The 13,800-nt window shown below is 60.4% G+C and carries 13 protein-coding genes; 5 read left to right on the plus strand and 8 right to left on the minus strand.

The annotated features are described in order from the left end of the window. Positions 1–90 precede the first annotated feature (90 nt). Entirely contained in the window at positions 91–864 is a 774-nt protein-coding gene (locus ACI2KB_RS21825) for an enoyl-CoA hydratase (RefSeq protein WP_404637829.1), read from the plus strand. Here the strand turns inward: ACI2KB_RS21825 and ACI2KB_RS21830 are convergent. Continuing rightward, positions 851–2,362 carry a type VI secretion system Vgr family protein gene (locus tag ACI2KB_RS21830; RefSeq protein WP_404637831.1) on the minus strand — a complete coding sequence of 504 codons (1,512 nt, stop codon included), beginning with the start codon at positions 2,360–2,362 and terminating at the stop codon, positions 851–853. The genes ACI2KB_RS21825 and ACI2KB_RS21830 overlap by 14 nt on opposite strands. A 131-nt stretch (positions 2,363–2,493) precedes the next feature. After that, positions 2,494–2,625 (minus strand): hypothetical protein, encoded by a 132-nt coding sequence (locus ACI2KB_RS21835; RefSeq protein ID WP_404637833.1) that lies wholly within the window; start codon positions 2,623–2,625, stop codon positions 2,494–2,496. Between the two features lie 75 nt (positions 2,626–2,700). Between ACI2KB_RS21835 and ACI2KB_RS21840 the strand changes: the two genes are divergently transcribed. Next, the gene (locus ACI2KB_RS21840) at positions 2,701–3,405 is read left to right on the plus strand and encodes a YebC/PmpR family DNA-binding transcriptional regulator (RefSeq protein WP_404637835.1); all 705 of its coding nucleotides are present in this window, start codon (positions 2,701–2,703) and stop codon (positions 3,403–3,405) included. Between the two features lie 174 nt (positions 3,406–3,579). On the opposite strand, the gene ACI2KB_RS21845 is transcribed toward ACI2KB_RS21840, so the two are convergent. Together ACI2KB_RS21845 and ACI2KB_RS21850 are read right to left on the minus strand one after the other, a co-directional pair. Beyond that, the gene (locus ACI2KB_RS21845; RefSeq protein WP_404637837.1) at positions 3,580–4,866 is read right to left on the minus strand and encodes a leucine-rich repeat-containing protein kinase family protein; all 1,287 of its coding nucleotides are present in this window, start codon (positions 4,864–4,866) and stop codon (positions 3,580–3,582) included. 59 nt (positions 4,867–4,925) lie between these two features. Next, positions 4,926–5,474, minus strand: coding sequence for a TetR/AcrR family transcriptional regulator (locus ACI2KB_RS21850; RefSeq protein WP_404637839.1), 549 nt, complete (start codon positions 5,472–5,474; stop codon positions 4,926–4,928). 179 nt (positions 5,475–5,653) lie between these two features. On the opposite strand from ACI2KB_RS21850, the gene ACI2KB_RS21855 reads away from it, so the two are divergent. The 3 genes from ACI2KB_RS21855 (at position 5,654) to ACI2KB_RS21865 (ending at position 10,531) form a co-directional block, all read left to right on the plus strand. Then, positions 5,654–6,787: an MFS transporter gene (locus ACI2KB_RS21855; protein WP_404638068.1), complete on the plus strand. Its 1,134-nt coding sequence runs from the start codon at positions 5,654–5,656 to the stop codon at positions 6,785–6,787. 148 nt (positions 6,788–6,935) lie between these two features. Beyond that, positions 6,936–8,825, plus strand: a complete 1,890-nt coding sequence (locus ACI2KB_RS21860; RefSeq protein ID WP_404637841.1) for a propionyl-CoA synthetase — start codon at positions 6,936–6,938, stop codon at positions 8,823–8,825. A gap of 110 nt (positions 8,826–8,935) precedes the next feature. Further along, the gene (locus ACI2KB_RS21865) at positions 8,936–10,531 is read left to right on the plus strand and encodes a lactate dehydrogenase (RefSeq protein WP_404637843.1); all 1,596 of its coding nucleotides are present in this window, start codon (positions 8,936–8,938) and stop codon (positions 10,529–10,531) included. A gap of 42 nt (positions 10,532–10,573) precedes the next feature. Here the strand turns inward: ACI2KB_RS21865 and ACI2KB_RS21870 are convergent, their stop codons facing one another. The 4 genes from ACI2KB_RS21870 to ACI2KB_RS21885 all read right to left on the minus strand — a co-directional run bounded on the left by ACI2KB_RS21870 (position 10,574) and on the right by ACI2KB_RS21885 (position 13,757). Then, positions 10,574–10,822 carry a DUF3203 family protein gene (locus ACI2KB_RS21870; RefSeq protein ID WP_404637845.1) on the minus strand — a complete coding sequence of 83 codons (249 nt, stop codon included), beginning with the start codon at positions 10,820–10,822 and terminating at the stop codon, positions 10,574–10,576. A 79-nt stretch (positions 10,823–10,901) separates the two neighbouring features. Further along, entirely contained in the window at positions 10,902–11,546 is a 645-nt protein-coding gene (locus ACI2KB_RS21875; RefSeq protein WP_404637847.1) for an START domain-containing protein, read from the minus strand. 93 nt (positions 11,547–11,639) lie between these two features. Beyond that, positions 11,640–12,587, minus strand: coding sequence for an aliphatic sulfonate ABC transporter substrate-binding protein (locus ACI2KB_RS21880; protein WP_404638070.1), 948 nt, complete (start codon positions 12,585–12,587; stop codon positions 11,640–11,642). Between the two features lie 438 nt (positions 12,588–13,025). Next, positions 13,026–13,757, minus strand: coding sequence for a class I SAM-dependent methyltransferase (locus ACI2KB_RS21885; protein WP_404637849.1), 732 nt, complete (start codon positions 13,755–13,757; stop codon positions 13,026–13,028). Positions 13,758–13,800: the final 43 nt, after the last annotated feature.

Below are 13,800 nucleotides of genomic sequence, written 5' to 3' on the forward strand. Positions count from 1 at the left end.
CTTTATAAATCAATTGGTTATGCGTGATAGTTCAAGCTGCATGATGTGATTTCTTGAATTCGAATACATACATATAAGGTATATCTATCAATGAGTTACGCGACAATTCTAAAAGAAATAAAAGGTCGAGTGGCGTTGCTCACGCTCAACCGGCCTGAAGCCCTCAATGCCTTGAATTCGCAACTGATCAGCGAACTCAATCACGCACTGGATGCGTTGGAACGGGACACCGAGATTGGCTGCATCGTCCTGACCGGCTCCGCCAAGGCGTTCGCGGCGGGTGCGGACATCAAGGAAATGGCGGAGCTGACATACCCGCAGATTTACCTGGATGACCTGTTCAGCGATAGCGACCGCGTTGCCAATCGTCGCAAGCCGATCATTGCGGCGGTGTCGGGATTTGCGTTGGGCGGGGGCTGTGAACTGGCGCTGATGTGCGATTTCATTCTGGCGGCCGACAACGCGAAATTCGGCCAGCCCGAAATCAATCTCGGCGTTTTGCCGGGCATGGGCGGCACCCAGCGCTTGACTCGCGCCGTTGGCAAGGCCAAAGCCATGGACATGTGCCTGACCGGGCGCATGATCGATGCCGTGGAGGCCGAACGCTCGGGCCTCGTCGCCCGCATCGTGCCGCAGGAACAGTTGCTCGAAGAGGCACTGAAGGTCGCTCAAGGCATCGCAGCCAAATCGCTGCCAGTGGCCATGATGGTCAAGGAAAGCGTCAACCGTGCTTTCGAAGTCAGCCTCTCGGAAGGCATTCGCTTCGAGCGCCGGGTGTTTCATGCCGCTTTCGCCAGCGACGATCAGAAAGAGGGCATGGCAGCGTTCATCGAAAAGCGCGAACCTTCGTTCAAGCATCGTTGACGGCAGCTTGCGGAAGGTAATGCACGCCATCTTCAGTGATGCTGAGGGTGGCATGCGCGCCCTTGAGCAATAGCGGGCTTTGGCTGTCGATGCACAGGCTTTTGGCTGTATCGCGCGGGACCGGGGTGTCATTGTCAGGTTCGTTGTCGAGCGTACCGACGATCACGGGTTGCTCAGGATCTCCCTCGAAAAAGCCGATTTTCAGTCTCGTGCCCTCTTGGTGGGGCATCAGGCCCGTGACGGTACGCACCAGGCACCCCGGCGAGGTCTCGTCGGTCTCCCAGTCAAAGCGAACGGGGATGCGACCGGAACGGTCAGCAGGGCCTGAGAGCCGCGTCGCGTACTCCTCGTCGAGCAGCACCGGTTTGAGGTGAGCGAGCGTCGGACGAAATGGCAGGGTCCACGGGATGACCTGGAATTGATTGTCGTAGTGCGCCAGAGGAGGCTTGCCGCCCTTGGCGTCCGGGGCCAGTAAACGCGAAACACCGTTTCCGCCAGTGTCCCGAAACGCCATCGCCTGAAGAATATGGACCACGTCGCAAGAGGCGCAGCCCCGCAAGGGCGCCAACTCCCAGGCCGTGTGGGAAACATCGGTCAGCAGCCAATGATCGTTGAACTGTGGTTCGGGATGATCGTCGACACGGATGACCAGCCCGCCACGCAGCCATGGTTGGGCGCTGTTCCCTTTGATATCACGGCGTTCGCAGCGCAGCCGTTCCAGTGTGCGGCTGCGAATCTGCTGGAGGCGGCCTGGCGGGAGAGTCTCGCCGTAAGGCGCCCAGAAAGGCTGGTTGTCAGCCTCTGAGGCCGATGACGACCAGGACGATAGCGGCACGTAATGCTCGCCAGCGTGACTGCTGTAGCAGTTGCGGGCTGACAGTCGCTCGGCCAGGTGCGCCATCCCGGCGGCGGCTGGCCACTCGGGAAAAGTCATCGGATCGTCGGAGAACACCAGGGTGTGGCCGCGAGGTGAGTGTTCGAAGCGATAGCTGATGCCTTCTTCTTCGCAGAGCCTGTCGAGAAAGTGCAGGTCATGCTCGTCGTATTGCAGGCACTGCTCGCGAGGCGGGTAGACGCCGACGACGTGGTCGAACCGAACCGTGCAGCCTGGCATGTCGTGGCCCTGGAGCACGCGCTCGATGATTTCGATCACGTTCAGGTCGCGGAACACACGACGGCGTGTCGGGTTTGCCAGTCGTTGCAGCGAAGGCATCAGCGTGAGGCGGTACAGGCTCAGGTCCTGCCCTTGATAGAGGTGGCGCAGCTCATGGATCTGGCCATGCAGGCCGTGAACGTCTTCTGCCTGGTTGCTGATTTGCAGGTATGCACTCCGGTGCAGCAAGGAGGCGTCCGTCAGTCTGGCTTCGGTGCTCACCAGATCGACTTCAAAGCGAAATGGCGCATTCAGACGGTCATGGCCGCTGACTCCGACGACCTGAAGGTCGTATGAGCTGTCGGCAATGGCCAACGTCAAAGTCACGTGCGAGTTGTCGTGCATCTGCTGAGTCACCCTGAAAATTCGAGGTGCAGAGGGTACGGAAAGCGATCGGGTAAAAGGTTAAGTTCCAGATTTTCGGAAATTGCCTACGACGTTGGTCCTTTTATCCTGCGTCTCGCGTCGGCAATTGCTCAGCAACTTATCGCCAGCCGTTTGATCGGCGGCAACATGTCAGGGGTTTCATCTGGCGTCATCGCGTATAAAATGCGCCGGGCGCGATGGTTCTGCCATGGCGCGTCGATATCGATCACCTTTTTCAGCATTCATCGTCAGCGGTTTGGCACGCCATGTCAGACAACAGCGCGACGGTCAATCGCCATCGGAACAAGAGAGCACTCATGGGCGCACAGTGGAAGGTCAAACACAAAGAAGCAGCAGCCAACGCCAAGGGCAAGATTTTCGGCAAGCTGTCCAAGGAAATCATGATTGCTGCCCGCGCCGGAGCCGATCCGGACATGAACTCCCGCCTGCGCCTGGTGGTTGAGCAGGCTAAAAAGGCCTCGATGCCTCGCGAAACCCTGGAGCGTGCGATCAAGAAAGGCGCCGGTCTGTTGGGAGATCAGGTTCAGTTCACGAGTGTGACCTACGAAGGTTTTGCGCCGCATCAGGTGCCTTTGATCGTCGAGTGCCTCACGGATAACGTGAACCGCACCGTTGCCGAAATCCGCGTGTTGTTCCGCAAGGGGCAATTGGGTGCGTCAGGTTCGGTGTCGTGGGACTTCGATCATCTGGGGATGATTGAAGCGGTTGCGGCCAATGCTGATGTCGATCCGGACGAAGCTGCTATCGAGGCGGGCGCTCAGGATGTCGAGGCGGGTGACGACGGGGTGACCCTGTTCTACACCGAGACCACCGATCTGGATGCGGTGTGCAAGGCGCTGCCGGAGCAGGGCTTTACCGTTGAGTCGGCGAAGATCGGCTACCGGCCGAAGAACCCGGTTTCGGGTCTGAGCGATGAGCAGATGGCCGAAGTCGAGGCGTTCCTGGAGGCCATCGACAACCACGATGACGTACAGAACGTGTATGTAGGCCTGGCAGGTTAAACAGAAAATCCGCTTTCGCTTTTGCTCTAGCTTTTGTTCTTCATCCACGATGGCCCAGTCACCGCGGAACGCTTGCGTTCAGCCTGCACGCAAGTCGCGTTCGGTGGCGTCTGAGATATCGCGTACGAAGAGCAAGAGCAAAATCAAAGGCGACGGCGACCGTTTGCGGGTGTCTTAAATCGTCAGGGCTGGTGTTATCTCGGCAAACAACGGTCGAGCGTTGATCTCTCGCTGTGTGCAGCGCTGCTGCAAGTCCCGCAGCGGGGCGGTCTGTTCTTCTGTTGCATCGCAATACGCCAGCAATTCCCCCAGCAGAATCCCGAACGCCCGCACTTCGATGCGTTCAAGCTGCAAGCCGGTGTCGATACCCGGGTAAAAGGCTGCCGCACCAAAATCCCCTAACAGACTTTCTCCGGACTCAGCCCAGAGCACGTTGTGTGCGTACAGGTCGCCGTGGTTGATGCCCCGTGCGTGTAAATGGTGGCACGCCGACGCGATACCCACCGCCATGCGCTGCACGGTGGAGAGGCTCAGCCGCGTACCGTTGTAAACGTCGCGGGTGCAGGACTCAAGGCTAGGCGGCCGGGCGAGGGTCACGAAGCGCGCAGAAATCAACTGCATCACCAGCCCTCGGGCATGCTGCGGATGGCCGAACACCTGGCCCTCGACCGGGATCAGGTTCGGGTGCTGACCCGCTGCAATGCAGGCGGCCATTTCGTTCAATGGTGTGCCATCGCTGGTCAGCTCGCCTTTATACAGCTTGACCGCGACGTCCTGGACATCGCCCTCATCGTTGCGCCAGTCGGCACGCTGAATCACCCCGGACGCGCCTTCGCCCAACACCTCGTGCAGCGTCAGTTGCGACCATGGGATCCGCCGGATCGAGGCTTCGGTGTGAATGTCTGTCAGCGGGTTGCCGGAAAATGCCAGCCACGCCAGAGAAGGCATTTGAAGCAACCATGAAGGCAACTCCCGGAAACGGTTGGAAGCGATACGCACCAACTCCAGTCGATCACAAGCGGCCAGGGATGCCGGAAGGCTGTGCAACCGATTACCCGAGAGCATGATTTTTTGCAGGTCTTGCAATTGCCCCAGTTCATCCGGCAGCGACTCGATACAGTTGTCGGTCAGCACCAGCGAACGCAAGCGAGGCGGGAGCGCGCGGGCAGGCACCTCGACAATCCGGCAGGCCTTGAAGCCCACGAAGAACAATTGCTCGCATTGGCCCAGCGCGTCGGGGAGCCGGGTAAACGGATTGTTGGAGCAGAACAGGATTTTAAGGTGGGTGAGGCGATGCAGGTCAGCGGGCAGGTCAGTCAGCCGATTGCCGGTGAGGTTCAGTATTTCCAGTGAGTCACCGAGGCTGAAGATTTCCTCGGGAAACGTGGTGAGGTCGCAACTGAGGTCCAGCCGCTTGCTGCCCGCCAGCTTACCGGCGCGCAGATCTGCAAGAGTGTGCATAAAGGGCAAGCCCCAGAGTCCATTGGCCCGCCATCATAACGATTTGGCGGGCGTTGCGCTTAACCCAGACAGCGATCCAGCAATTGGTGCATGCGTTGCAGGGTCGGTGCCGATTCGGCGTAGAGAATGCGGTAAACCATGGGGGCAACGACGGCGTCGATCAGTTCGTCAGCAGAGGGGCTGCGTTCGCCACGGGCTTGCGCACGGTCGATGATGATCTGCAACTGGTCTCGAACCATGTTCAGGCATTTGCCCGAACACAGGGTCGCGCTGCTGGCCACCACGTCGCGCATCATTTCGCGGCCGGGGGCGGAGTTGGTTTCTTCCAGGTACACCTCGACCCACGTGCGCAAATCTTCGCGCAGGTTGCCGCAGTCCACCGGTTCGTCCGGGCGCAGACGCTCGACGGCAGCGTCGGCCAGCAACGAGGTCAGGTCACCCCAGCGGCGGTAAATGGTGGATGGGGTGACGCCTGCGCGCGCCGCGATCATCGGCACGCTGAGCGCGGAACGCTCCTGTTCCTGAAGCAGATCGCGTACGGCGGCGTGGATCGATGTCTGCACCCGGGCGCTGCGCCCTCCGGTACGGATGCCTTCTTTGATAGCCATGGGGGCGGACCTTAACACAAAATATTTGCTTTAAGCGGTTTCTGCTCGCACACTCTTTAACGCAACTTCATAGCTTTTGTGGCGTGCTTTTTCGGGAGAGTTTACGCGTGTCTGATTATTTGCAGAACCCGCCAGTCGATGGTCGGGGGCGAGGTCATCTGGTTTATCTCGCATTCGTGATGCTGTGCTTCTTTGCCGCCTCCAGCGCGCCCACGCCGCTGTACCATGTTTACCAGCAGGCGTGGGGGTTTTCTTCGGCGCTGTTGACGCTGATTTTTGCGGTATATGCCCTGAGCTTGCTGGCAACGCTGCTGGTGTTCGGTTCGCTGTCGGATTATCTGGGACGACGACCGGTGATCTGCGTGGCGCTGATCCTGGAAATCCTCTCGCTGCTGTTGTTCATCAGCGCCACTGACGTGAGCTGGCTGATCGCTGCCCGCATTTTGCAGGGCATTGCGACCGGCATTGCCACCAGCGCGTTGGGTGCCGCGATGCTCGACACCTCGCAGACCCAAGGGCCGCTGATCAACAGCATTGCACCCATGTTCGGCATGGCGTTGGGTGCACTGGGTACGAGTGCGCTGGTTCAGTATGCGCCGCTGCCGACGAAATTGGCCTACGGCCTGCTGCTGGCCGCGTTCGCAGGTCAGTTGCTGTATCTGGCGTGGGTTCAGGAAACCGTGTCGCCGCAGCCAGGCGTGCTGAAAACCCTGAAGCCTGCGCTTTATGTGCCTCAGCGTGCGCGTGCGACGCTGATGCTGGTATTGCCTGCCGACATCGCGGCGTGGGCGCTGGGTGGATTCTTTCTGTCGCTGGCGCCTTCGCTGCTGGCGGCGGCCACCGGGTCGACCTCGGTGCTCAACGGCGGGCTGGCAGTGGCCGCGTTGACCATCAGCGGCGCCATTTCCATCATGAACCTGCGTTTGCGGGCGCCACGGCTGGCGTTGCTGGTCGGGTGCAGTTTTCTTGCGGCGGGGGTGTCGGTGGTACTGCTGGCGGTCGATCTAGGCTGGCTCTGGTTATTCTTTGTCGGCGCGGTGGTGGCAGGCGTGGGGTTCGGCGCCAGTTTTCTCGGCGCGCTGCGGCTGTTGCTGCCGTTGGCACACGCCCACGAGCGTGCGGGGCTGATGTCGACGTTCCTCGTGCTCAGTTACCTGGCGTTCTGTGTGCCGTCGCTGATCGCGGGCCTGGCGGTGAAGACGGAAGGTTTGATCGTCACGACCAATGTCTATGGGGCGGTGGTGGTCGTGCTGGCGTTGCTGGCGCTGGGTGGCCTGCTGCTGCGTCGTCGCGAAGAGGCCACGGCGGTTTGATTCGAGGACGTTTGACCGGGCCTTTCGTTAAGTCTTGTTCAACACAGAATGTCTGCCGGTACCATCCTCCGGACGCTCGAGTCTGCGCCGTCTGCTAACGTCATGGCTGTGCTTTGGCCCTCATAACAATAATCACAGGGATCCACGGATGAATAACCGAAACAACGGACACTACGCCCGGCACTACGCGCAATCCATCGCCGAGCCGGAGGTGTACTGGGCGCAACAGGCGCTTCAGGTGGACTGGTATCGCCCGCCGCAGCAAACCTTGCAAACCCTGCCCGACGGAACCCATCGCTGGTTTGCCGACGGTCAGCTCAATACGTGCCACTTGGCGCTGGACCTTCAAATCGAACAGGGCCGGGGTGATCAGTGGGCGTTGATCTACGATTCACCCGTGACAGATCAGCAGGCCTGTTTCACTTTCAATCAATTGCGTGACGAGGTCGCACGCCTGGCCGGGCTGCTGCGCCAACTGGGTGTGGAAAAGGGCGACGGTGTCATCATTTACATGCCGATGATTCCGCAGGCCGCCATGGCCATGCTGGCCTGCGCGCGGATCGGCGCCGTGCACTCGGTGGTGTTCGGCGGCTTTGCGCCTCATGAACTGGCGATTCGCATTGACGACCTCAAGCCGAAGCTCTTGCTCACGGCCTCCTGTGGTCTGGAGTTTGACCGGGTCATTCCTTACAAACCGCTGGTTGACAAGGCGCTGGAGCTGGCACGGTTCAATCCTCGGCGGGTGCTGGTGTGGCAACGTCCGCAGTCCCTCGCGTTGCTGCAAGAGGGGCGTGATCTGGACTGGGCGCAGGCGCTGCACGGGGTGGGGCCGGTCGACCCTGTTCCGGTATCGAGCCTGGACCCGCTGTACATTCTTTACACTTCCGGCACCACGGGCAAACCCAAAGGCATCGTGCGCGAAAACGGCGGTCATGCCGTGGCGATGCGTTACACCATGAACCAAGTGTACGGGATGCAGGCGGGGGATGTGTGGTGGGGCATCTCCGACGTCGGCTGGGTGGTCGGGCACACGTTGATTGTCTACGGCCCGTTGATGGCGGGATGCACGACGATTTTCTACGAGGGCAAACCCGTGCGCACCCCGGACGCCGGGGCTTACTGGCGGGTGGTCGAGCAGTATGGGGTCAACGCGCTGTTTTGTGCGCCCACCGCGATACGCGCGATCCGCAAAGAAGACCCGCAAGGCCGGTTGCTCAAGGGGCGGGACCTGGATTCGCTGCGTCGGGTGTTTCTGGCGGGGGAAAAACTCGACTCCAGCACCCATGAGTGGCTGCAGCAGCTCACCGCAAAGCCGGTGCTCGATCACTGGTGGCAGACGGAGACGGGCTGGCCGGTGACCGCACCGTGCCTTGGTCTGGAGGGGCATGAACCGGCACCTGGATCGAGCAATCGTGCGGTGCCGGGTTACGCCGTTCAGGTGCTGGATGACGAAGGGCGACGATTGCCCCCCGGCGAGCAGGGCGCGATCGTCATTGCCTTGCCGCTGCCCCCCGGTTGCAGCCAGACGTTATGGGGCGATCACGAGCGCTACCTCAGCGCTTATTTGCAGGCGTTTGCGGGCTATTACAACACAGGCGATGGCGGTTTCATTGATGACAGCGGCTTTGTGCACATCATGGGGCGCACTGATGACGTGATCAACGTGTCGGGCCATCGGCTGTCTACTGGCGAAATGGAGGATCTGACCGGACAACACCCGGCGGTTGCAGAAAGCGCGGTGATTGGCGTGCACGACGACATCAAGGGCCAGGTGCCGTTGGCGTTGGTGGTGCTCAAGGACGGCGTGGAGCAGGGGGCGGATGTGGTTTCTCGGGAATTGATCGCCCACATGCGTGAGCGAATCGGCGCGTTGGCTTGTTTCAATCGCGTGGTGGTGGTCAAGCGGCTGCCCAAGACCCGGTCAGGCAAAACCTTGCGTGCCGTGTTGCGCAAGATTGCCGACGGGGAGGCTTACACGATTCCCGCCACCATCGATGATCCGCTGATTCTGGAGGAGATCGCCAACGCCTTGCGCTAAGTCTTCGCGCCGAAGGGATGTGTCGGCCCCGATACATTTCTTCAAGTTGTCGTGGTGGCTGCCGACACAGCAGGCAGGACACTACCGATCCATTGGAGCATGGAGCCACCATGACCGCGATTTCTTCTGTATCAGCCGTGCAACCGTTGGTGCTCACCAGCGTGGCCGCGACCCCGGCTGTCAACACGTCGACGCAGGCCTCGACGAGTGCGACTTCGCCGTCGTCCGTGGTCACGCTGGGCCAGACCACCAGCGTTGCCGATGTGCAGACCTACACCTCCCGTGGCGTCATCAACGCCCCTGACGTCGCACCGGCATGGGAATACACCCAGCAAGACAAGGTTTCGCTGGTGATGCAGGGCAATTTCAGCACCCTGTCCGGCGTCAGCCGTTTTCAAGGCCTGGGGGCCTCGCTGATCACTCAACTGGCGCAAACCGGCAAGGGCGTCTCCCAGTCGGTGATCAGTTCCACGAGCGGTTCTGCGCTGGAACCCGCCGCCCTCGCAGCCGCGCAGAAAAAACTGCACAGCGACGCGGCGGACAACAGCATCAGCCTGACCCTCAAAACCGCCAGCGGCAAAACCGTGCAACTGACGCTGACCAGTACCGACAAAGGCCTGGCGGTGCAGGCGGACGTCAACGGCGGCAAATTGAGCGATGACGAACTGCTGGCCTTGGGCAAAATGGCGGATGGTTTTCAATCGGCCATCGACGGTCTGTCCGCCAAACCGCCACAGCTCAAACTCGATGCGTTGACCCGGTTCGACAGCAAGGTGTTTTCCTCGGTCGACCTCAACACGCATTTGAAACTGGACGATGGCAGTCTGCAGACCCTGGAGTTCCAAGCCGACGAGACTCAACGCAGCGTGCGCATGAGCGGCGCTTCCGGTGATTTGAATCTGAGTGTGGACCTGAAAAACAGCGCGATCATCGGCAACAGCGATCAGCAGGCCAAAGCGCTGAACAGCTACCTGAACCAGATTGAGGCGGCACGCAAGCGCGGCGACGGTGACCCGCAATTGCTGTCGATGTTCCAGGACGCCTTTAAAACCTTGCATAGCCATTACCCCGGCAGTCGCGAGTCGACCGCGCCTCAGACCGTCAGCTCCATCGCCCTGTCCGACACCGATCACGCACTGCTCAGCGGTCTGGCGGATTTCAGCGCATCGGTCACTGAAAAAACCTCGGCGGGTAACCCGGCGCGGCCCAATGAACTGGACAGCTTCGCCTACGACCTGTCGCAGAAAACCGAAACCAAGGGGCGCGATCAACTCAACCGCACACTCGTTCAGGACCAGCAGTCCCATCTGGTGGCCACCTATCACAAGCCACTGGCCGCCGGTCAGAAGCTGGAACTGAGCAAAGACCCGGCCTCGCAGAACTACCTGTATTACGAGGTCAACGACTCGGCCAGCAGCAAGACCACCATCGGCTATGACAAAGGCGAACTGGTGCAGGCGTCCGTTACCCGGTCGGCCAGCCAGTCCACACGGGTGTCGAAATACGTGATGGGGCGGCTGGAAGACGAAACGCTGACACCGACGACGTCCACTAAAACCCAGAACCTGCTCGGCTTGCTGCAGCAAGCGCTACAGCAGGATAAAGAAGCCAGACAGGGGCGCGGCGCCTCGTTGTTGAAAGACACCCTGGCGGGCATCCAGGACAAGGTTCTGCTTCAGGCGGACCCATCGCTGCTCAAAGGTTGAGGTCCGGGACGTGGGGCGGCGCGGGTTGCCCCACCCATCACGCTAAATGACAGGCGAATCCTCGCCCGGCTCGACGCCGATGGTGTGATGGCGCATGTCTTTGGCCCTGTACACCGTCAGCGCATCGGCTTCGGGTTCGGTGATGGGCACTTTCTGCCCGTCAATTTGCGCTTCGGACATGTGCGTGGCGTCGTTGGTGGTGATGACCACATCGACGATTGCGCTGCGGTAGACAGCGCCGTCCACTAAGGCCGAGCAATGCTCGTGGGTGGCATCGAATTGCAGAGGCATGGTCGTACTCCTTTTCAGGCGTGTGAACGTACGACTGCCAGGCGGGTTGGGGGGTTGCTGATTTCCGACGACGGGTGCTTCAAGGTTTGCCGACGCCATCGTCCAGTTCCGCCGAGTGCCCGCCCTGGCGCTCGGCAACCGCGCGCAATGTTCTGAGCGTCACCATCGGTGCGTCGATCACGAAACGGTTGGCCAGCCACGACGGAATGTCTCCGGCCGGTTCGGCCTGCAACTGGTACGTCACTTCGGTTTCCCGTTCTCCTTGGGGCACCATCTGCCAGATGCCCTCCAGTTGCTCCACGCGAATCAGCCCCGGCACCACCGGTTCCATGCCGTTGACCGCACTCAAACGCCGCAGCACGCCGCCGTCGTCAGTCTGTTCGGTCTGCACTTTCAGAACCATGTCGCGGGTGTTGGCGGGCCAGGGAAGGGCGGTGGTCAGGTAGACGAACGTGCTGTCGCCATCGACTTTCAGCAAGCGCATGTCCGCGCAGGCGTACAACCACTTGCAAGCGATGGTCAGGTTTTCCTGTAGGCGACTGAGCGTGGACACGTCGGCCTTGATTCTCGCCACCCCCCGGAAACTCTGGTATTGCGAGCCGACGCGCTGGCTCAGGTAGACCCTGATACCATCTTCGTCTTTGGCCAGGGTCCATTCTTCAGCGAAGGCGGGACCGAAGTGGGTGGCCAGCAGCAGGGCGCACACGACGGGCAGTGTTCTCATCAAGGGGCTCCAGGGCTGCACGTGGGGGCGCGACAGTTCAGAGCATAGGTGAGTTTGCCTGCTGCTAAGACGGGAGATCGTCGGTAGTGTCTGTTACGGTTTCCAGATTCCCACGTCGCTGGCATCCACCGCTTTGGGCAACAGGCCCGCGGCGAAGAACGCATCGGCAATTTTCTGTTGCTCGCCCAGGTTTCCTGCCTGCACCGGTTCGACGTGATAACTGCGATGCTCATTGGCCGCTTCGACGGTTTGTGTATCAAGGTTGCCCCACAGCGGCCCCAGCACCTGGGCGGCGTCTTTCGGGTTCTTTTTGACCCATTGGCCTGCTTCCTGAAGCTGCTGGTACACGCGTTTGAGTACATCCGGGTGAGTATCAGCGTAAGCCTTGCTGGTCAGGTAATAGCGCTTGTAGCTGGCCAGGCCGGTGCCATCGGTCAGGGTTCGGGTCGGCAATTGACGTTGCACGCTGGTCAGGAAAGGTTCCCAGGTCACCCACGCGTCGACCTTGCCGTTCTCGAAGGCAGCGCGCCCGTCGGCGGGCGTGAGGTAGGCGGGCTGGATGTCGGCGAAGCTCAAACCGGCCTTGTTCAGCGCCGCTATCAGCAAGTAATGGGTGCCTGCGGCCTTGGTCACGGCGATCTTCTTGCCTTTCAGGTCGGACAACTCTCGGATCGGCGAGTCTTTGGCGACGACGATGGCTTGGGCGCTCGGGGACGCTGATTCCTCCGCAAAATAGGTGAGCTTCGCTTGAGCCGCCTGGGCAAAGATGGGCACCGTGTCGGCCACATCCGCGCTGATATCGACGTTGCCAATATTCAGCGCCTCCAGAAGTGGCAGTCCACTGGGGAACTCATGCCAACTGATGTCGATATTGTCTTTGGCGAGCGCTTGCTCCAGCGTGCCCTGGGCTTTGAGCAGGGTGATCAATGTCGACGACTTCTGATAGCCGATACGCACGGTTTCTCGCGCTTGAGCGGGCAACGCGAGTGTGCACGCTAACGCAATGGCGAGGCTCGCGAACACGGGGCGACGGAGTGTCATTCTGAGGCGGATAGCGGGAAAGGTCATGATGGACTCGTGATCGAAAGAGTGGGATGGCGTTGAGCTATCGATCTTAGAGTTCTAAAAAATATTATTTAAATATCGTGTGGCTATTAGCTTATGCGGGTAGACAGTGAGCCTTTGTTGCCCGAATCCACGCATCGCGAATGAATTCGCTCCCACAGATACCGCGTTCGCGACTGAGACTGTATGGACCGCCCCACACCGTAGCAGCATGGCTTGCCTGCGGTGGCGTTCGTGAAATCGCTGCGCCGCCCGGCCGGATTTCTACTGGAGATTTGCGTGTGTCCCCTTGCCGTTAGCTCTTGCTCTTCATGCGCAACAGTTCAGCCTGCACGCAAGTCGCGTTCGGCGGTGTCTGGACCAGCGCGTGGGGAGAGCAAAATCAACGCGAATTTTGAGCCTGTGGGAGCGAATTCATTCGCGACTGGCCGCGACGATCAACATCATGGGTCGGTGGATTTCATCGGCCAGCATTGGACGATCTTGCAGGTCTTGTACCGACGGTCCCCATTCGTTGACGTGGTCGAGGCGCAAGCCGCTGGCGATCAGCAGGTTCAACAGGGTGCTCAGCGTACGGTGTTGCTTGATCACGCCCTCGGCCAGCCAGTTCGTGCGGCGTGGGCCTTCGACCTGGTAGTGATCCACTGGCCAGAAACGACGGCCCTGATCGTCGATGACCCAGTCAGCGCTCAGCGAGGCCATGAAGATCGGGTGTTCAATCGAAAACACCAGTCGCCCGCCGGGCACGAGGGCCGTGTGGATCGTACGCAACACACGGTGCAGGTCGACGATGTAGTGAAAGGCCAGCGAACTGTAGGCGAGGGTAACGCTCGCAGGCGGCAGTTCAAGGTGTTCCAGATCGGCCCGTCGAAAGGTGATACGCGAATCTTCGCCATCGCGTGCAGCCCGTTGCAGCATCTTTTCCGAGACATCGAGCGCGAGTACGTGGCGTGCGCCTTGCTCGACGGCCCACCGGGCGAACCAGCCATAACCGCACCCCAGGTCCACGACGTTTTGTCCGTTCATGTCTGGCAAAAGGGCGCGCAGGGCGGGCCACTCGGGGGCTCCGGCCAGGCCCTCCACTGACCGGGGTAGCTGGCTGTAGCCTTCGAAAAACTCGGGGGTGTCGTAAATGTTTTGAGTCACTGGGTGGCCCTTTTGTCGCAAACCATTGTCCATGAATGACAGA

Source organism: Pseudomonas sp. NPDC088444, from assembly GCF_044900175.1.
In the GTDB taxonomy this organism is placed as follows: domain Bacteria; phylum Pseudomonadota; class Gammaproteobacteria; order Pseudomonadales; family Pseudomonadaceae; genus Aquipseudomonas.